The organism is Pseudomonas saliphila, from assembly GCF_008638345.1.
GTDB lineage: Bacteria > Pseudomonadota > Gammaproteobacteria > Pseudomonadales > Pseudomonadaceae > Halopseudomonas > Halopseudomonas saliphila.
This window is the reverse complement of record NZ_VTVA01000029.1, coordinates 1-18,081: the sequence shown is the minus strand read 5'-3', so window position 1 is coordinate 18,081 and position 18,081 is coordinate 1. Positions and strand designations below refer to the sequence as shown.

The following is an 18,081-nucleotide window of genomic DNA, read 5'->3' as shown; positions in this document are numbered from 1 at the left end:
ATCGAAGGCATCGGCGACCTGACAGCCATGGCGCTGGCCAACACCTTCCATCGCGGCCCCTTCAAAACCAGTGACGCCTTCATTGCCTTTCTGGGTATGGATGTCAGGGTCAGAGACTCGGGCAAACAAAAAGGTCGACGCAAACTCACCAAGAAAGGCGATCCAGAGCTGCGCCGGCTCCTCTATAACGCGGCCATGGCAGCTCGAAAAACACAGGCCTGGAAAGGCGTTTATGAGGCGTATATCGCACAGGGACTCAAGCCCATCCAGGCACTGGTTAAGCTGGCGAGAAAGCTGGCTCGCATCGCCTTTGCATTGATGCAGAACCAAACCACTTATCAACCAAAAATGGCCTGAAAGGGGTTGTGGTGAACCATAGAATCTCCTACGAAAACCAGAGCCGATGCCAGGAATTACTCCGAGGAACGCAGTCGCGCTACACCTCCAAGAACGACATTCAGAGCGCGGGGCTCCCCAGGGTTGTGCTCAGCTTCATGCCGGGGTATTTTTCCCTGACGAACGGTCATTTCGGCTTTGAATGCGCGGTTTAAAGGCTTTAAGCCATACGGTACCCATATCCGCACGTTTTGTCGGTGTTTGGCAGTTTAGCTTTTTTCGTCAAGACTTTGACTAGACTGCTAAAGTCATACGAATCAGTATTGACCCAAGCGGTGTATATACTTAGAGTTGCGACCGTATCTGCCCACCCTCGCGCTAACTCGGATGGCTCTACCTGAATGTTTGACTCGATATTGATCGTCTGCGTTGGCAATATTTGCCGCAGCCCAACGGCCGAAGCCCTGCTGAAAAACAGGCTTGAAGGTCGGAACATCAAGGTAAGCTCCGCTGGCCTGGGTGCGCTGGTTGGCAAACCGGTTGAGCCTACCGCTGCGGCCGTGATGGCCGAAGCAGGGCTCTCGCTCCCCATGCACCGCGCACGGCAGATCAGCCCACGGATGATTCGTGAAGCAGACCTGATTCTGGTTATGGAAAACCGACACATTCAATCGGTTTACAAACTTGCCCCTGAAGCCCGTGGCAAGACCTTCCTGTTCGGCCGCTGGCTGAACAACTGCGAGGCCCCAGACCCATACCGCCAGGCCCGTCCAGCTTTTGTCCACGTATACAAGATTCTAGAAAAGTCCGCCGATGCCTGGCTGCCTTATCTGAAGTGAACGTCCATATCTATTGAAGAAGATGCCGATGCAGAATGCAGTCGCCTCCCCGGAGCGTAATAACGGGGAAATTGATCTATTGGCCCTCTTGGGTGCCCTGCTGGATCATAAGTGGATTATTGTTGCATGCACGGTGCTTTTTGCAGTCGTCGGTATTGCCTACGCGCTACTGACTACGCCGGTATACGTCGCCACCGCGGTTATTCAGATAGAAGAGAAACAGGCCGGGATTAGCAGTTTGCTGGGTGACAGCGATCTGCTGTCCAGCGCCTCCCCCGCCGTCACCGAAATCGAGCTGTTGAAATCCCGCACCGTCATCGGTCAGGCGGTTGATAATCTGAAGCTGACGGTGGTGGGCGAGCCCAAACTGTTCCCGGTTATCGGCCCCTTCTTACATCGACGTTACAGTTCCACTGAAGAAGCGCCAGTCGCAGACGCATTGTTGGGTTTTAGCAGCTTTGCCTGGGGCGGCGAGCAACTCGACGTTTTTCAGCTCGACGTGCCAGAACCTTATGTGGGCAGAACACTAACCCTGCGTGCCGAAACCGATGGTCGCTATACCCTGCTTGATGCTGAGGGCATAACCCTGCTGACCGGTGCAGTTGGCGAAGCTGTGGTGACAGATGGTTTCAAGGTTCAGATTGCTGAGTTGGTGGCGCGGCCGGGCACCGAGTTTCTGGTTGCCAAAAAGAACCGTCTGGGCACCGTGCTTACCTACCAGAGATCAATTGGTGCCAGTGAAAAGGGCCGCGATTCGGGGATCCTGTCGCTGAGCCTGGAAAGCACCGAGCCGCAGCATGCGATGCGTACCTTGGATGAGGTCAGCCGCCTGTATGTGCGCCAGAATGTCGAGCGCAAGTCGGCTGAAGCGCAGCAAAGCCTGGAGTTCCTGCAGGACCAGTTGCCGCAGGTTCGTCGTGACCTGGAGCGTGCCGAGGAAGCACTCAATGCCTACCAGGCATCAGCTGGCTCGGTTGATATCAGCATCGAGACGCAGTCTTACCTCAGCCAGGTAGTCGAGCTGGAAACAGCCATCTCCGAACAAAAGATGCGTCAGGAAGAGCTGCAGCGCCGCTTTACCCAGGATCACCCCAGCTATCAAACCTTGATAAGCCAGCTAGCGCAGCTCGAAGAGCGTCGCGCCAGAATCCTCAGCCGCGTCGGCGAGCTGCCCGATACCCAGCAGGAACTGCTGCGTCTGGCCCGCGACGTGCAGGTCAGCACCGAAATCTATACCCAGATGCTCAACAAGAGCCAGGAGCTGGACGTTATGCGTGCCGGCACCGTGGGCAATGTACGCATTATCGATGACGCGGCAGTCGACACTACTCAGCCGGTCAAGCCGAAGAAGCCACTGATTGTAGTGCTGGCGACGCTCTTGGGCGGCATGTTGGGTGTGGCGATTGCGTTGCTTAAGCACGCGCTGAACCGTGGCATTGAGAACCCCGAGGTAATTGAGCAACTGGGCTTGCCGGTGTATGCCAGCGTGCCGCTGAGCAAGGATCAGGAGGTGCTTGAACGCAGCGCCAGGATAAAGGGCGCAGCGCGTCAAAACGTGTTACTGGCCAAAACCAACCCGGCGGATCTGGCCATCGAGGCACTGCGCAGCCTGCGCACCAGCCTGCATTTCGCCATGCTCGAGGCCAAGAACAACGTACTGATGATTTCCGGCCCCAGTCCGCAGGTGGGTAAGTCTTTCATCTCCGCCAACCTGGCAGCCATCGTGGCCCAGGCCGGGCAGCGCGTATTGCTGATCGATGCCGATATGCGTAAGGGCTATGTGCACAGGCTGCTGGGTGCTGATGCCAATATGGGTCTGTCCGGGCTACTGGCAAAAACGCACACGCTGGAGCAGGTTGTTCATCAGACGGAAGTGGAAGGTCTGCAAGTTATTTCCCGCGGGCGCATCCCGCCGAACCCGTCCGAGCTGTTGATGCACGCCAACTTCGAGGCGCTGGTCAAGCAGCTGAGCGCGCAATACGATATGGTGATCATCGATACGCCGCCGATTCTGGCCGTAACCGATGCAGCGCTAGTGGGGCGCTTCTGCGGCACCAGCCTGATCGTGACCCGCTTTGGCGTAAGCCCGGCGAAGGAAATCCAGCTGACGCTGCAGCGTTTCCGTAACAACGGTATTGAAATCAAGGGCGCTATTTTCAACGCCATTGAAAAGAAAGCCTCGGCCTATGGCAACTACGGTTACTATCAGTACGAGTACAAGTCCGACGCCAGCTGATGGCGTGCGTGCTGGCTGCGCCCCTTGGGTGCCCTGGCAAACGCAACGGCGTACAATAGAATGCAGTACATGACAGGGAGTAGAACAATGAAGAAGCAAGCACTGGCGATGATGGCTACCGGTTTACTGCTGGCATCCAGCATGAGCTTTGCCCAGAGCGAAGCCGCAGCAACCGAAGCCGGTAGCACTGGCGCTACCACTGGTACCGCCACCGGCACCACCACAGGCACCGCAGCTGGTGCAGGGGCTGGCACCGCAGCCGCCACCGGTACTGCCGCTCTGGGCGGCCTGAGCCTGACAACCGTAGCAATCGGCGTGGCAGCGGCAGGCGCTGCAGCAGCGGCGGCATCCAGTGGTGGCGGTGGTGGTTCGAGCTCTGGGACTACCGGAACGACTGGCACCACCGGCACCAACTGATCAGTTGGTTGCCGTACGAACAGGCCACTCGAATCTGAGTGGCTTTTTCATTCCTGCTTATCCTTGATGAAAGACTGCTCATGACCCTATTCCCGCGTGCCGCCCTGGGGGCGTCCATTCTGTTGCTTCAAGCCTGCATGTTTTCTCCTGGCATGCACATGGACAAGAACAATCTGATGAGCCAGGACTCAGCCGAGAACAGTATGGTTGAGCTGGTACAGATCACGCCAAAGCTCCTCGCTCAGGACCAGACAGCAGCTCGACGCCTTACCATCCCTGAAGCCCTTCGGACCTTTCAGCCGGAGAACTACCGGATCGGCGCCAACGACGCGCTGTTCATTACGGTGTGGGATCACCCGGAATTGACTGTACCTGGCGGCAACCAGCAGACAGATGCGGCCAACGCCCGTATCGTCCGAGATGACGGCACCCTGTTCTATCCCTTTATTGGCAACGTTCAGGTCGCCGGCCTGACGTTGGAAGAACTGCGCGAGCTGATTGCCACCCGTCTGGCTCGATTTATCGAGCAGCCGCAGGTGGATGTGAACGTGATGGAATACAACAGCCAGAAGATCATTGTCAGTGGCGCATTCCAGAATCCGGGCTTTCTGCCGGTTAATGCCCAGCAACTGACGCTGCTACAAGCGGTCGGCCTGGCGGGCATCGATCCGGAGCGCGCGGATCTGTCCAGTCTGAAATTGACCCGTGACGGTCAGACCCATGAGCTGGACTACGACCGCCTGACCAGCACTGCAAGCGACATTGGCAACATCTACATGCGCGCTGGTGACAAACTGCACCTGGGGCTGAACGACAACCGCAAGGTATTTGTCATGGGTGAAGTCAAATCGCCCCGTGCCCTGCCCTACCGCACCAGCCGTATGTCACTCAGTGAAGTACTCGCAACCGTCGGTGGCCCCTCGCCTGAGACCTCCAGTGGCCGTGAGGTATATGTGATTCGCGGTGTGGACAATATCGAGACCGAGAAGGCGACGGTGTTCCAGCTCGACGCGAAATCCCCTGCCGCGTTTATTCTGGCTGAACAGTTCGAGATGCAGCCGCAGGACGTTGTGTTTGTTGGGGCTGCGGGTATTACGCGCTGGAACCGCTTTATCAGTCAGCTGTTCCCCTCCGCCAATATCTTCCGCACCACGCTCGAAATTGATGAAGACCTAACAGGCCGCAACTAAGGGGATCGGGATTTTGAAGATCCTTTTGCGTGCGGGTATTGCTGTAGTCGCGGCGGCCGTGCTGAGTGGCTGTACGTCGGTGGCGAGCACCTCCTACGAGACGCTTCGGCTTGCTATCATCGGTGCTGAGCCGGTGATCACTGCCGATTATGTGAACAGTCTCGATCAATCTGGCCTTTCAGCGCGCCTGAAGCAATCCGAGGCCTTGTTGATGCTGGCTTCCCGCAACGAAGGCGTTGCCGAATGGCACGGTCTGAGCCAGGCGCTGGTCACGCATAACGGTCGGCTGATTCAGACTGCCGGCCTGCCGGACGACGCCGATGTGATCGCGCCGCTGGCCAGTACTGATCCGTTCCTGCGAGATTTGCGTACCCTGCCGGAAGATACCGAAGTGACGCGCCTGGTCGACTTTCCGGCGCGTTATCTCACCGGCGTGCCGCAATATGCGCGGTACCGTAAGGGCCCGATGGAAACACTCGACATCATGGGTGAACAGCGGACCTTGCAGCGTCTGGACGAGATGATCAGGATGCCCGCCGTGTCCTTCCGCGCCACCAACCATTATTGGCTCGACTCGGTAACTGGTCATGTGGTCGCCAGCGCTCAGCATCTGGCGCCAGGGCTGCCGGCTCTGCATCTCGCTGAACTGAATCCGACGACGGTGCAACCATGAGCCGCCTGATTAAACCGCTGTTGCTTGTGTTTGCACTGAGTGCGTCCGCAGCCTGCCTGGCGCAAAGTGAGCCTCTTGAGGTCAGGATCAGTGGCGCTGTGCTTGCGCCGAACACCTATTCCTTTGCGCCCGGCGCCCGTTTGCATGATGCCTCGCGCACTGCTCAGGTCAGCACCGAAGCCTGGCCCCTGGGTGCCGCTCTGCTCCGGCAATCAGCCATTGAAGCGCAGTTGCGCCTGAAAGCCGGCGTGCTCTTTGATTTGCGCGTGAATCGTGTACATGCCATTGCCGAAGAAAAGCCCGCGCTTGAAGCACTGATTGATCGGTTTGAGCGCGTTGTCAAAGCGCTACCTGTTACCGGCCGGGTGGTGGCTCAACTCAACCCCTTGCAGCAGTTGCTGCTGGCGAATAACGACCTGCTGGAATCGGGGGATCACATTGTTTATCCACCCCGCGCCGCGCAGGTGATCGTGACCGGAGCCGTTGAGCAGGACTGCAGGCTGGCGTTTGTTCCTACCCAGCAGCCAGTCGAGTATCTGCATCAGTGCGCTCGTCTGCCGTTAGCAGATCGCAACGCTGTGTATGTGATTCAGCCAGATGGCACGCATCAGCTCAGGGGCATTGCGCACTGGAACACTGAGCCAGCCAACGTGGCGGTGGGTGCAGTGCTCTATGTGCCAATCAGGTCCGGTCAGCTTGCCGCTGAGACGCCAGATCTGAATCAGGAGCTGGCTGCATTGCTGGCGACGCAGTATCAGGACAGGGGCCGTATTGGTGAGTAATAACGCAGTATTCAAAGGTTCCTTGGTAATTCCCCTGGTGTTGGCTGGCCTTGCCTGGCCGGCCGTGAGCCATGCGGACCGCTACCGTACAACCCAGCACGATTTCGGCGGCGTGGGGTTGCTGCAGACTCCCACCGCGCGCATGGCGCCGGAGGGTGGATTCAGCTTTAACGCTAATCGCACCTCGCCCTACAGCCGTTACAGTATTTCGGTGCAACCGCTGCCCTGGCTGGAAGCGAACATTCGTTATATCGCGATTACTAACCGGGATTACTCCGCGTCATCGAGTGGTCAGAGCCTCAAGGATAAGGCCGTTGATGCCAAGTTCCGTCTTTGGGAAGAAGGTTATTGGCTGCCGCAGGTGGCGCTGGGCTTTCGGGATATGGGCGGCACAGGCTTGTTCTCCAGTGAGTTTGTAGTGGCCAACAAGCGCTTCTACGATCTGGATTTGAGTCTTGGTGTGGCCTGGGGCTATATCGGTAATCGCGGCGATGTCAGCAACCCTCTCGCTGACGTTGGTCTGCGCGACGAAGACCGGGCCGGCTCAACCGGGGACGTCGGTGGGGAATTCAATACCAGTGCGTTCTTTAGTGGCCCGGTGGGTATCTTCGGCGGCGTCGAGTATCAAACGCCGTGGGATCGGCTGCGCCTGAAAGCTGAAGTCGAGGGCAATGATTACAAGTCTGAACCCTCGCAAAACAACCAGGAGCAGGACTCACCCGTCAACCTGGCGGCCGTGTTCCGTCTGAGTGACGGGATCGATTTCACCGCCGGTTGGGAACGCGGCAATACGGCCATGGTCGGTATCAGCTTCTCGACCAACCTCAAGACCGGCCCCTTGCCGCCCAAGGTGCTGGATCCTGCGCCAGAACCGAGGCGTGAGCTGCCTGTCGGGGTGACTGCCAGTCACGTGGATTGGCAGGACGTCAGCAATCGCCTGCACAACAACGCCGGCTTTGCGGTGGAAGACATCGCCATCAAGGACCGTGAAGTCATCGTCACCGGCACCCAAACCACCTATCGGGATGAAGCCAAGGGCCTCGGCCGTGCGGCGCGCGTTCTGGATAACAGTCTCGGTGAAGGCACCTACGACTGGTACACCCTGGTCAACAAGCCGCGGGGCATGGAAACCAGCGAAAGCAGTATCCGCCCCGACCGCCTGTACGCCCTTGAAGAAAACCGGCTGACCCTAGAGCAGATGCGCCGCACCACGGTAACTGCGATGCCCAGCGTGGTCAGCAAGGACGTCGTGCACCGCGAACCACTCGACAAGTTCGATATCGGTTTGTCGCTAGGTTACAACCAGAACATTGGTGGGCCGGACGACTTCATCCTGTACCAGTTTCTGGCACGGGTGGGCAGCGAATACCGTTTCAGCCGCAATGCCTGGGTTGATGGCAGCGTCGGGCTCGATCTGATCAACAACTTCGACGAGTTCGAGTATGACGCGCCGAGCGAGTTGCCACGTGTACGGACCAATATTCGCGAGTACCTGACGACCTCGGACGTGGTTCTCGAGCGCCTGCAATACACCCAAACCCAGCGCGTGGGTAACGACCTGTACGCCATGGGGTATGCCGGCCTGCTTGAGAACATGTTCGGCGGAGTCGGCGGCGAAGTATTGCTGCGCCCACACGGTTCCGACTGGGCGCTGGGCATTGATGCCAATTGGGTCAGGCAGCGCGGCTTCCGCCAGGATCTGAGTTTCCAGGATTATTCGGTCTGGACCGGGCACATGACCGGTTACCTGCAAACCAACTTTTACAACGTACTGGCTCGCGGCAGCGTCGGACGTTATCTCGCCGGCGATTACGGCGCCACCATGGAGCTCTCTCGGCGCTTCGACAACGGCATCACGATCGGTGCCTGGGCCACCAAAACCGACGTGCCTTCTGAAGAGTTCGGTGAAGGCAGCTTCGATAAGGGCATCTACTTCACCTTCCCCTTCGACGCCTTCTTCGCCAGGTCCTCAACCTCCTACGGCACCATCGCCTGGAACCCCCTGACCCGAGACGGCGGCGCACGCTTGGCTCGTCATCACCAGCTCTACGAAATGACAGAATCGCGCAGTACCGACCGGTTTAATGATGGGTTTAAGCGGATTATGGAGTGAGTATGTGGTTTACCTACATGCGCAAGTGGGTGCGCTGGCGCCTAGCATTTCGCATTATGTTCTATGCATTGGTCTGCCTCGGCATGTTCCTCGGCATGCGCCCCACCCCACCGCCCGTAGCGTTCAGCGGTATGGCGGTCCTGTATCACGCCGGCGGATTATGCGCCTGCACCCTGCTGAGCTATTTGGGCCATCCAAGATGGCACTGGTGGGTGCGTTTTGTGCTGATGTTTGCAGTAGGCTTGGCGGTGGAGATGGTGCAGTCATTTCACCCAACGCGCAGCGCAGACGTCTACGACCTGTACGCCAACAGCGTAGGCGTAGCAATCGGCCTTGCAATCATCTGGGCCTGGCGTATGTGGAGCCGAAAGCGCTTCCATCCGAGGGCTGTTTCCAAGGCTTGAGCTAGCAGCAAATACCCCTGGGAAGGTTGAGCAGCACGGGCCACGATCGGACTCGACCAACGACCTCGCCAACTTGCATTCTACCCAACATAAAACCTGGTCTATGGACGGTTGAGTTCCATCTCGACCTACAGTATCCGCCGGCGAGCAAGCCGGCCAGGATGGAACCTGGCCCTCCATAGCGCGTGCTTCATTGGTCCTGTCGGAGCACGGCGGCGACCGAAGGACGCCCCAGGGTTGCTATGCAACGACCATAGCCGGCCTATCGGCCAGCATCGCGGCGAGTCGCCCCTCCCAAAAAATCCTCGTGCCGGGTCAAGATTCTCGAGTTGAGCCGTATTTCATCAGCCTCTACCCAACAACACGAATGCACCGCCGACGGTTATTTGTGGAAGTGTCGGCCAACATCCCCGACCGCGCACAGATTCAGACGTCGAGCTATAAATTTCTCTACACTCTCAGTACATCCAACAATCAATGCGCCGCCTGACTGAAACCCGACCTTCCAGACGACGCTTCCAACTAGTTTGTGGGAGGGGGCGACTCGCCGCGATTCCATCAGCCTGCACAAACCACCAGAATGAAACACCAGCAAGCCGCAGCCATACATCTCGGTGTCTGCTGCTTTCTAGCCAGTAGGTCTAAGAGCCTGGTGTCTGTTCAAAACAATCGCCGCGACGGTGCGGCGCTCCGATCGCGCCTTCCACAAAATTAGACGCTCGCGCGCTCGCCCTTCAATCCCGACGCTTAGGCGGCGCGAGCCCGTCAGAACTGGTCACAACCTGCCCAACCGGCGCGGGAGACGATTTGCGTCGGCCGGCGTGCTTCTTGGTTTTTGGCTTTTTGGATTTGTCTTTTTTCTTGTCGTCTTTCTTTTTCTTGGCGCCTACCGCTTTACCGGAGGATTTGACTTTCTTCGGACCTTTGAAGCTGCCTTCGACTTCCTTGACCACGCGCCGTTGGAAACTACGCCGCAGATAGCGCTCGATACTCGTCATCAGGTTCCATTCGTGCGGTGCCACCAATGAAATCGCAACGCCTTCTGCCCCTGCCCGGCCAGTACGCCCAACACGGTGCAGGTAATCATCGCCGCTGCGCGGCATGTCGAAATTGATGACCAGATCCAGTTCGCTGATGTCCAGGCCTCGTGCGGCTACGTCGGTCGCCACCAACACGCCACTTTTACCTTCCTTGAAGCGTTCGATGGCCATCTTGCGGTCTTTCTGGTCTTTTTCGCCGTGCAGCACGTAAACCCGCTGGCTCTCATCGGCACGCAGTACACCATTCAACCGATCAGCGGTGACGCGCATGTTGGTGAACACAATCGCCTTGCCGGGGTTTTCATTTGCCAGCAGCCACTTCAGTTGCCGTTCTTTGTGCGGGACGTCGTCTGCAGCCATTACCTGCTGTTTGATCGCAGGGGTATCGTCGCGCACGCTGTCCAGCTCCAGAATCACTGGCTCTCGCATGGCGCTCTTGGCCAAGCGCTGCAGGCCGGCACTGCCCTTGGTGGCGGAGAAAAGCATGGTCTGCCGCGCTTCCGGGCAGGCTTCGGCGATCTTGATGACGTCTTCGCTGAAGCCCATGTCGAGCATGCGGTCGGCTTCATCGATTACCAGGGTCTGCACCTGGGACAAATCCAGGTTCACGCCAGCGCCCAGCTGCTCAAGCGCGCGGCCCGGTGTCGCTACGATGATGTCCGGATTCCTGCGAAGCTTGGCCGCCTGGACCTTGAAGTCTTCGCCACCGATAACGAGTTCGGCCTTGATGTAGGTGAAGCTCGCCAGCTTCTGGATGTCCTGCAGGATCTGTCGGGCCAACTCGCGGGTCGGCGACAGGATCAAAGCGCGCGGGGCCTGCGGCTGGCCTTCTTCGGCGAGGATGCGCTGGAGAATGGGCAACACGAATGCAGCGGTCTTGCCGCTCCCGGTTTGCGCGATGACGTACAGGTCGTCACCTTTGATTGCAGCAGGAATCGCCGCCGTCTGGACATCGGTGGGCTTTTCAAATGACAGCGCTTCAAGCCCCTTGAGGAGGCGTTCGTGCAGATTGAATTCGGTAAACAAGGGTAGCTTCGCTCTACTGGAATCGTCGGAATGGTAATGGGCGACAGTGTAACAGTAGATGGTGAGGTGGCGGCGAGATAGCGCATCGGCAGTGGACTGTCGGCGAGTCCGAACGCGCCGGAGGCGCTGCCAACCCTGTCGGCGCGCAAGCGCACGCCAACCCCAGGGAACCCCACACTGCGCAAAGCCATCCTGGGGGTGTAGTGCGCCTGCGCTACGCCAAGGCCGAGTCACAGCACCAAGATCCGTCGGTGCATCCGAACGCGGCACAAGGCGCGTACCAACCCTGTCGGCGAGCAGGCGCTCACCAACCCCAGGAAAAACCCAGCCCGAAGCCGCCGCACCATCCAGGCGGTGTAGCGCGCCTGCGATACACCAAAGTGCTGCTGAACCAGTTCAATAGGCTCGTCCGTCCGCCACATAAAAAAAGGGACATCCGAGGATGTCCCTTAAACCCAAACGACTAAAACACGTTACTGCTTAACGCACGCCAGTTGCCCTCAACGCTGCAGGGGTGAACTGGTTGTAGGACGGTTTGAAATCATACTGCGGTGCGGACGTTTCCTCGGTGTACATACCCAGGGCGATATAACGACCAGCCAAGAGATCGTACAGGGTTTCGATGGCGTAACCTGGCAGCTTCTGCTGGTAAGCAAAGGCGATATGACCTTCCCCTACGCGCCACAAGGTACCGCGACCATCGTAGTGATCGGCCAGGTTGATCATCCAGGTGTCTTCGTCAACGAAGAAGTTACGCTGGGCATAGATATGCCGCTGGCCTTGCTTGACGTTGCCCTGGACTTCCCACACCCGGTGCAGCTCGTAACGCGTGAACTCGGGGTTGATGTGGCCAGCTTTCAGTACGTCGTCGTACTTGACGCCTTTTTCCGTCAGTTTGTAGGCGTTGTAGGGAACGTAGATTTCCTTCTTGCCAACCAGCTTCCAGTCATAACGGTCGGGTGCGCCGTTATACATGGAGAAGTTGTCGGAAGTACGCATCCCGTCCGACGCGGTACCGGGGCCGTCATAGGACACCTGAGGCGCCCGACGTACCCGACGCTGGCCGGCGTTATATACCCAGGCCATACGCGGTTCTTTCAGCTGATCAAGGGTGTCGTGTACCAGCAGAACGTTACCTGCCAGACGCGCTGGGGCGTTCACCCGTTGCTTGAAGTACAGCAGCGTGTTGGGCACCGTGGATTCGTCAACGTCATCCATGTACTGCGGATAACCCACTTCTTCTTCCAGTTTGATCAGGTTGTAGGAGCCGTTAGTCTGCGGCATGGCCTGCATGTACCAGCGCTTCACGTTCGAACGAGCGCGGGTCATGTGGTTCCAGACCACCTCAGCACCCGATTTTGGAATCGGGAACGCGAAGCTGCCATGGGAGAAGTTCTCGATACCGTCGCCACCGTTAACCAGCTTGGCCTGCCCCGCCGTACGCTTGACCTGCTCGTACGTCTCATCAGGGTAACCAGCAGTCCGCTTGGTCTCGTAGACCGGCATCTGGAAGGTGTCAGGATAACGCTCAAACATGGCTATCTGTCCGGGCGTCAGCTTTTCACGGTATTCCTGATAGTTCTGCGCGGTAATGACGAACTCCGCCTGATCACCGGCAAAGGGGTTTTCGTAAAAGTTATCTTCCAGGCTTTGGCCTGCATCAGTCGGTAAACCGCCGGTCCATTCGGGAATGGTACCCTCGGAATTGCCAGCCATTTCTGCGCCGACCGGCGTCAGCTCGTTGCCCAGTTGATTTATCTCGTCCTGAGTTAATGATTGCGCCATCACGCTAGATGCAACAAGGCTTAAAGCCAGACCACCGACACCAAATAGAGTTTTTCGCATACGCTTCATTTTTATTTTCTCCTGTTGCGCTCTTAGAAACTGACGCCAACGCTCAACGCAGCAAAGTCACGGTCAACCATTGTGTTGTACTTGCCATCGAAGAAGTTGGTGTAGCTCAGGCTGGCATTGTACTTGTTGGCGTAATCCGCATTCAGACCGACGCTAATCGACTTCGCGTCTTCCTGAAAGCTAGGACCGTAGCCTTCCACGTCATGTGACCATGCCAGGCTTGGGCTCAGGTTTACGCCTGCAAACACGTTGCTATATTCCAGACTGGAGCGGATACGATAACCCCAGGAAGTACTGGTGTAAAAGCCATCCGTTTCGCACCAGCTGGCACCCTTTGGCGAGCTACCATCGTTAGACGAACAAGAGCCGTCTGCAAAGGGGCTTTGGCCGAACAGTGAGTCACGTCCGTATTTGGTAGTGCCGGGAGATTCGCTGATACCACCGATGTGCGCGACGCCCACTTCACCGACCAGAGAGAGGCGGCTAGCACCGAGAATGCGGTCAATGAAATGAACGGCGGTGATCTGCGCCTGGAAGTATTCCTTACGATCGTACCCCTGTATGTAGTCACCAGCGTCAACGTTGCCAGCCAAGCCCCGGTGGGTATTGTCGCTATTCGGAACAGCGATTCCGCCAGCGAGCGGTACAACAGCCGTAAGCAGCGCAGCACGGCTCATGTCGCCGGTGCTGATCTGCATTGGCATATTCGGACGGTAAGAGATTTCACCACCAACCGAGGTGCCTCCCAGTGAAGTCTGGAAACTCAGACCATAAAGACGAATATCCTCAGGAAATTCGAAGAAATATCCGGCCGGGCCGAGATCGCCTTGATAGCCTTCTACTGGAGAAATTACTCCGGGAGCCGCAAGTGCGGCAGCCGGAATGGCTCCTGCTCCTACCAACGCGTTAGGTCCCAGAGCTCGACCCGCAATGTTGGAATAAACAGGCGCACGACTGTGGTAGTTCATCGCGTAGAAGCCAAGCTCAGTGTCGTTCATTGCCGGGAGGTACCAGCGGAACGCTAGGCCGTACTGGCCGCTGTCGCTGGCTTCGTCGTCCTTGAGGCGCACGATGTAATCGGTCACGCCCAGGCCGCTCAGCGCACCGGCTTGTAGCGTGGGATCGCCCTGCGGGCGATCTGGGCCAGCAACTACCAGGCGATCAGTACAGCCTCTACCCGCTGTATCGGTACCGAAGAAGGTGCCGCAGTTATCAACTACCGTAGGCGACCACTTGAGCTGATAAAAGGCTTCCATGCTCAGGTTGTCGGTAAGGCCCTGAGACAGATAAAGCATTTCGACCGGCAGCAGGCCTTCCTTGATTTCCGCGCCGGGGCGACGGAAAGCTGAAACGTCGATCGGGTTGATGGAGTTGATGGAGTTCTGGATGAAAGTACTCTCACCCCAGCTCACGACCTGGCGGCCGAGACGCACGTTACCGGGATTATTACCAATGGAGTAGTTGTGATAGACGAAAGCGTCCAGCAGCTGGACGCCTGAGCCTTGTTGCAACGGATGCCTGCCGGAGTCGCTTATATCGTAGAAGCGCTGGCTGCCATCTTTGGTCTCGAAGTCGTACCAATAATTGCCGCGGAAGAAGGCGCCGCTATCACCGTAGCGCAGTTCCAGGTCATGCGAGCCTTTGAAGATTTTCGAGAAGACATCGCCGCTCTCATAGTTGAGACGGCCATCGTCTGTGGTTCTTGCCACTGCCTGGCCGCCCTGCGGCACGCCATCAACAGCGGTGTCAAAATGGATAAAGCGCTTATCCGCATCCGTAGTCGACACGCTAGCCCCAATCGATAGCTGGGAATCAAACTGCGCATCAACCGGTCCAATATTGAAGTTAACCGCATGTGCCGCCCCTGAAAGGCTGGCCAGACTAATCGCCAGCGGTAGCGCCGAAAGCGTCCAGGCATGCATTTTTTTTGTCATTGTGCTGCTCCGTTAGATTTAACCATTAATGCGTGGGTGGGGATGGGTCCCAGCATCGATGGTTAGTCTGTCATGGCATTTTCGCTTGTTTTGTCCGAATAGGACCGATCCTTTTACGCCGGAGGACATTCACCGCTGGAATGACGCAGATCACAATTCAAGAATAGTCTGTTCTTATTTTTTGCCTAATGGCCGTTCATACATTACTTTTTAATGCATCCTTCCAAGACATTTCTGCAGTTTGGAAGCCTCCTGAAAAAGCGTAGTAGCTTCTCAGAGGTTTCTTTAGAACAACAATAACAGGCAACCTTTATGAACCAGTCGCTCCCTCCCCTTCCCTGCCAAAGGCTTCAGGAACGGGCATTCTGGGCACAGGGAATATGTCAGACCCTCGAACATCTCGGTAAGAGCGCGAGGGATCTGCCCGCCGACTTACGCGCCCACTGCGCAGCCACCGATTTAAGCCTCGCGCAGATCAGCCAGACCGACATGAACCGGTTATGGCATATCGCTGCGAGGCTGACCCAGGACGGCACCTTCGGCCTGCTGATGGGCAAACAATACCATTCCAACACCATCGAGTTGCTCGCCCTTGCAGCAGCTAGTAGCGAGACGGTGGGCGATGCGATTCAACGCATGGTTCGCTACATGCCGGTCTTCAGCACCCAAGTACAGCTGTTCTCCTTGGAAGATGAGCATTTTCTGACGCTGTATTTTGAGCCGCGCGGCACGCCTCATGCGTTTCATCTCGAATCGGTAGCGGTGCAATGTCACAAGATCTGGAAAGCGCTGGAGAACGGGCGTCATCCGCTGGTACTGGAGACCCGCCTGACCTGTGAGCATGAAAAGCAACGCGGGCTGTGCGAAGAGCTGATCGGCGGCCGAGTGCGTTTCGGTTCAAAGCGGATGGCTGTGCGTATGGATCGCCGCTTACTGGGTAATCCTTTGCCTAACGCGGATGCCTTTTTGCGCCGACGCCTGGATTTTGCCCTGGAGGACATGCTCAATGACCTACCGAATGTGGATTTCGCCGAGCAGGTAAAGCAGCGCATTCGTGTTCTGGTGTCTGAGCGGGAAATCTCCGAGGAGCTGGTGGCCACGCCCTTCAACATGAGCCCCAGGCATTTGCGACGCAAGCTCAGCGAGACGCGCACGACCTACGAAAAATTGCTCGACGAGGTCAGGATGGAGCTGGCCATGCGGCTGATCCAGGAAGGACGTTTAAACCTGGGGCGCATCGCGTTTGAACTGGGCTTTCTCGACCCAAGCAGTTTCACCCGCGCCTTCCGCCGCTGGACAGGCATGAGCCCCACCGCCTTTCGCGGTGAATTGCAGGGCAATGCGACGGGTTTAAGCGGCTAATTCAGCGTAGCGCAGGCGCGCTACACCCCCAGGAAATTCCAAAAAAGGGGCACCCGCAGGTGCCCCAATGCCCAAACGATCGCTTCAACTGCGACCACTTTCCCCAAAACGTTTAACGCACACCGGATGCCCGCAGGGCCGCTGGGGTGAATTCGTTCATGGAAGGTGTCGTGCCAAACTTCGGCGCTGATTCCTCTTCGTTGTACATACCCAGCGCTATGTAGCGGCCCGCCAACAGGTCATACAGCGTTTCGATCGCATAGCCTGGCAACTGTTCATGATAGGCGTGCGCAATATGCCCCTCGCCTACCCGCCACAACGCACCACGGCCGTCGTAGTGATCGGCCAGCGTGATCAGCCAGGAGTCCTCGTCAACAAAGAAGTTACGTTGCGCGTAAATGTGGCGCTGCCCGTCCTTTACCGTGCCCTGCACTTCCCAGACCCGGTGAAGCTCGTAACGGGTATGCTCGGGGTTGACGTGACCTTTCTTGAGAATGTCGGCGTATTTGAGCTCCGGGCTGGACAGCTGATAGGCGTTGTACGGCACGTAGATTTCTTTCTTACCCACCAGCTTCCAGTCATAGCGGTCTGGCGCGCCACTGAACATGGAGAAGTTGTCGGTGGTACGCATGCCGTCCGAGGCTGTACCCGGACCGTCATAGGCGACCTGCGGTGCGCGGCGAACGCGCCGCTGACCGGCGTTATACACCCACGCCATACGCGGCTCTTTCACCTGATCAAGGGTGTCGTGGACCAGCAACACGTTACCGGCCAAACGCGGCGGCGCTTCAACGCGCTGCTTGAAGTAGAGCAGAGTGTTGGCAGCCTTCTGCAGATTCACATCGGGCATGAACTGTGGATAAGCAGCTTCTTCACGGAATTTGATCAACGTGAAGGAGCCGTTTACCTGCGGCATCGCCTGAGCGTAGCTGCGCTCAACGTTCTTGCGATAACGGGTCAGGTGATTCCATACCACCTCAGCGCCGCTTTTCGGAATCGGGAAGGCGAAACTGCCATGGCTGAAATTGTCGATACCGTCGCCATTGTTGACCAGCTTCGCCTGGCCAGCTGTCTGTTTGACCTGCTCATACACATCCGCCGGGAAGCCAACAGAACGATGACTCTGGAATACCGGCATCTTGAAGGTGTCAGGATACCGCTCGAACATGGCAACCTGGCCCGGGGTCAGATGCTCTTTGTGCTCATTGAAGTTCTGCGCCGTGATCACGAACTCAGGTTGGCTCTTGACCGGATTGGCGCGAAAACCCCGCTCCAGTTCAGCGCCGGCTCGCGGGCTGAGGCCACCGGTCCATTCAGGAATAGTACCGGCGGCGTTACCAGCCATTTCGGCACCGACCGGCGTGAGAGTGTTCCCCAACTGTCCAATTTCATCCTGACTCAGCGCCATAACGCCCGTCGCTAGCAGGCTGAGCGCCAGCCCGCCTACCCCAATTATTGTTTTGCGAAAATGCATGTTTCGTTCTCCAAACGATGAATGTGCCACTCGGGCAAATGGCTGTATTTATTTGTAAAACCTAGAAGCTGACGCCAATACTCAATGCGGCAAAATCCCGATCCTTGAGAGTATTGTATTTTCCGTCGAAGAAATTGGTGTAGCTGACGCTGGCTGTGTACCGGTTGGCATAATCAGCATTCAAACCCAGACTCACTGACTTCGCGTCCGGGAAAAGGCAAGGTTGGGCGACAGATTAACGCCGGCAAAAAAGAGCCCTTCGGTGCCTCCGAGCGTTAGAATTGCCGCGAAGCTGATGGGGGAAATGCGAGGCCGTTCTTTAACGGGACACGCTCAGGCCAGCACACAAATGAATAGTCATTCACTTTATGGTTCACAATCGAGTAGGGAGCGGGATTACT

General features: G+C 57.4%; 14 protein-coding genes and 1 pseudogene. 10 read left to right on the top strand and 5 right to left on the bottom strand.

Annotation, left to right across the window (positions count from 1 at the left end):
• From FHK95_RS19305 to FHK95_RS19265, 9 genes are all read left to right on the top strand, one after another.
• On the top strand, positions 1–357 hold a 357-nt coding region (locus FHK95_RS19305; protein WP_150306266.1), incomplete at its 5' end, for a transposase.
• Positions 358–737: 380 nt separating this feature from the next.
• The gene (locus FHK95_RS19300) at positions 738–1,175 is read left to right on the top strand and encodes a low molecular weight protein-tyrosine-phosphatase (RefSeq protein ID WP_150306265.1); all 438 of its coding nucleotides are present in this window, start codon (positions 738–740) and stop codon (positions 1,173–1,175) included.
• 22 nt (positions 1,176–1,197) lie between these two features.
• Positions 1,198–3,411, top strand: a complete 2,214-nt coding sequence (locus FHK95_RS19295) for a polysaccharide biosynthesis tyrosine autokinase (protein ID WP_408003653.1) — start codon at positions 1,198–1,200, stop codon at positions 3,409–3,411.
• Between the two features lie 87 nt (positions 3,412–3,498).
• Positions 3,499–3,828: a hypothetical protein gene (locus FHK95_RS19290; RefSeq protein ID WP_150306263.1), complete on the top strand. Its 330-nt coding sequence runs from the start codon at positions 3,499–3,501 to the stop codon at positions 3,826–3,828.
• An 80-nt stretch (positions 3,829–3,908) separates the two neighbouring features.
• On the top strand, positions 3,909–5,018 hold the full coding sequence (locus tag FHK95_RS19285) for a polysaccharide biosynthesis/export family protein (RefSeq protein ID WP_178114860.1): 1,110 nt from the start codon (positions 3,909–3,911) through the stop codon (positions 5,016–5,018).
• Between the two features lie 13 nt (positions 5,019–5,031).
• A complete protein-coding gene (locus FHK95_RS19280; RefSeq protein ID WP_178114859.1) occupies positions 5,032–5,691 on the top strand; it encodes a YjbF family lipoprotein in 660 nt (219 codons plus the stop codon).
• Complete coding sequence (locus tag FHK95_RS19275) at positions 5,688–6,473, top strand: capsule biosynthesis GfcC family protein (protein ID WP_150306261.1); 786 nt, start codon at positions 5,688–5,690, stop codon at positions 6,471–6,473. The genes FHK95_RS19280 and FHK95_RS19275 overlap by 4 nt, the downstream gene beginning before the upstream one ends.
• A gap of 37 nt (positions 6,474–6,510) precedes the next feature.
• The gene (locus FHK95_RS19270) at positions 6,511–8,586 is read left to right on the top strand and encodes a YjbH domain-containing protein (protein ID WP_235906844.1); all 2,076 of its coding nucleotides are present in this window, start codon (positions 6,511–6,513) and stop codon (positions 8,584–8,586) included.
• A gap of 2 nt (positions 8,587–8,588) precedes the next feature.
• Entirely contained in the window at positions 8,589–8,990 is a 402-nt protein-coding gene (locus tag FHK95_RS19265) for a VanZ family protein (protein ID WP_150306260.1), read from the top strand.
• Positions 8,991–9,724: 734 nt separating this feature from the next.
• On the opposite strand, the gene FHK95_RS19260 is transcribed toward FHK95_RS19265, so the two are convergent.
• From FHK95_RS19260 to FHK95_RS19250, 3 genes are all read right to left on the bottom strand, one after another.
• Positions 9,725–11,056: a DEAD/DEAH box helicase gene (locus FHK95_RS19260; RefSeq protein WP_150306259.1), complete on the bottom strand. Its 1,332-nt coding sequence runs from the start codon at positions 11,054–11,056 to the stop codon at positions 9,725–9,727.
• A 480-nt stretch (positions 11,057–11,536) separates the two neighbouring features.
• A complete protein-coding gene (locus tag FHK95_RS19255) occupies positions 11,537–12,901 on the bottom strand; it encodes a DUF1329 domain-containing protein (RefSeq protein ID WP_150306267.1) in 1,365 nt (454 codons plus the stop codon).
• 32 nt (positions 12,902–12,933) lie between these two features.
• Positions 12,934–14,844: a DUF1302 domain-containing protein gene (locus tag FHK95_RS19250; RefSeq protein WP_150306258.1), complete on the bottom strand. Its 1,911-nt coding sequence runs from the start codon at positions 14,842–14,844 to the stop codon at positions 12,934–12,936.
• Between the two features lie 312 nt (positions 14,845–15,156).
• Here FHK95_RS19250 and FHK95_RS19245 point away from each other — a divergent pair, with 312 nt between their 5' ends.
• Entirely contained in the window at positions 15,157–16,206 is a 1,050-nt protein-coding gene (locus FHK95_RS19245) for a helix-turn-helix transcriptional regulator (protein WP_150306257.1), read from the top strand.
• Positions 16,207–16,318: 112 nt separating this feature from the next.
• Here the strand turns inward: FHK95_RS19245 and FHK95_RS19240 are convergent, their stop codons facing one another.
• Together FHK95_RS19240 and FHK95_RS19235 are read right to left on the bottom strand one after the other, a co-directional pair.
• Positions 16,319–17,680: a DUF1329 domain-containing protein gene (locus FHK95_RS19240; RefSeq protein WP_150306256.1), complete on the bottom strand. Its 1,362-nt coding sequence runs from the start codon at positions 17,678–17,680 to the stop codon at positions 16,319–16,321.
• A 61-nt stretch (positions 17,681–17,741) separates the two neighbouring features.
• A pseudogene (locus FHK95_RS19235) lies at positions 17,742–17,929 on the bottom strand (DUF1302 family protein); the annotation flags it as partial.
• Positions 17,930–18,081: the final 152 nt, after the last annotated feature.

Coding starts and splice junctions, on each gene's coding strand:
- FHK95_RS19300 (WP_150306265.1), top strand. CDS start 738: ATGTTTGACTCGATATTGATCGTCTGCGTTGGCAATATTTGCCGCAGC.
- FHK95_RS19295 (WP_408003653.1), top strand. CDS start 1,198: ATGCCGATGCAGAATGCAGTCGCCTCCCCGGAGCGTAATAACGGGGAA.
- FHK95_RS19275 (WP_150306261.1), top strand. CDS start 5,688: ATGAGCCGCCTGATTAAACCGCTGTTGCTTGTGTTTGCACTGAGTGCG.
- FHK95_RS19240 (WP_150306256.1), bottom strand. CDS start 17,680: ATGCATTTTCGCAAAACAATAATTGGGGTAGGCGGGCTGGCGCTCAGC.
- FHK95_RS19265 (WP_150306260.1), top strand. CDS start 8,589: ATGTGGTTTACCTACATGCGCAAGTGGGTGCGCTGGCGCCTAGCATTT.
- FHK95_RS19250 (WP_150306258.1), bottom strand. CDS start 14,844: ATGACAAAAAAAATGCATGCCTGGACGCTTTCGGCGCTACCGCTGGCG.
- FHK95_RS19290 (WP_150306263.1), top strand. CDS start 3,499: ATGAAGAAGCAAGCACTGGCGATGATGGCTACCGGTTTACTGCTGGCA.
- FHK95_RS19255 (WP_150306267.1), bottom strand. CDS start 12,901: ATGCGAAAAACTCTATTTGGTGTCGGTGGTCTGGCTTTAAGCCTTGTT.
- FHK95_RS19245 (WP_150306257.1), top strand. CDS start 15,157: ATGAACCAGTCGCTCCCTCCCCTTCCCTGCCAAAGGCTTCAGGAACGG.
- FHK95_RS19285 (WP_178114860.1), top strand. CDS start 3,909: ATGACCCTATTCCCGCGTGCCGCCCTGGGGGCGTCCATTCTGTTGCTT.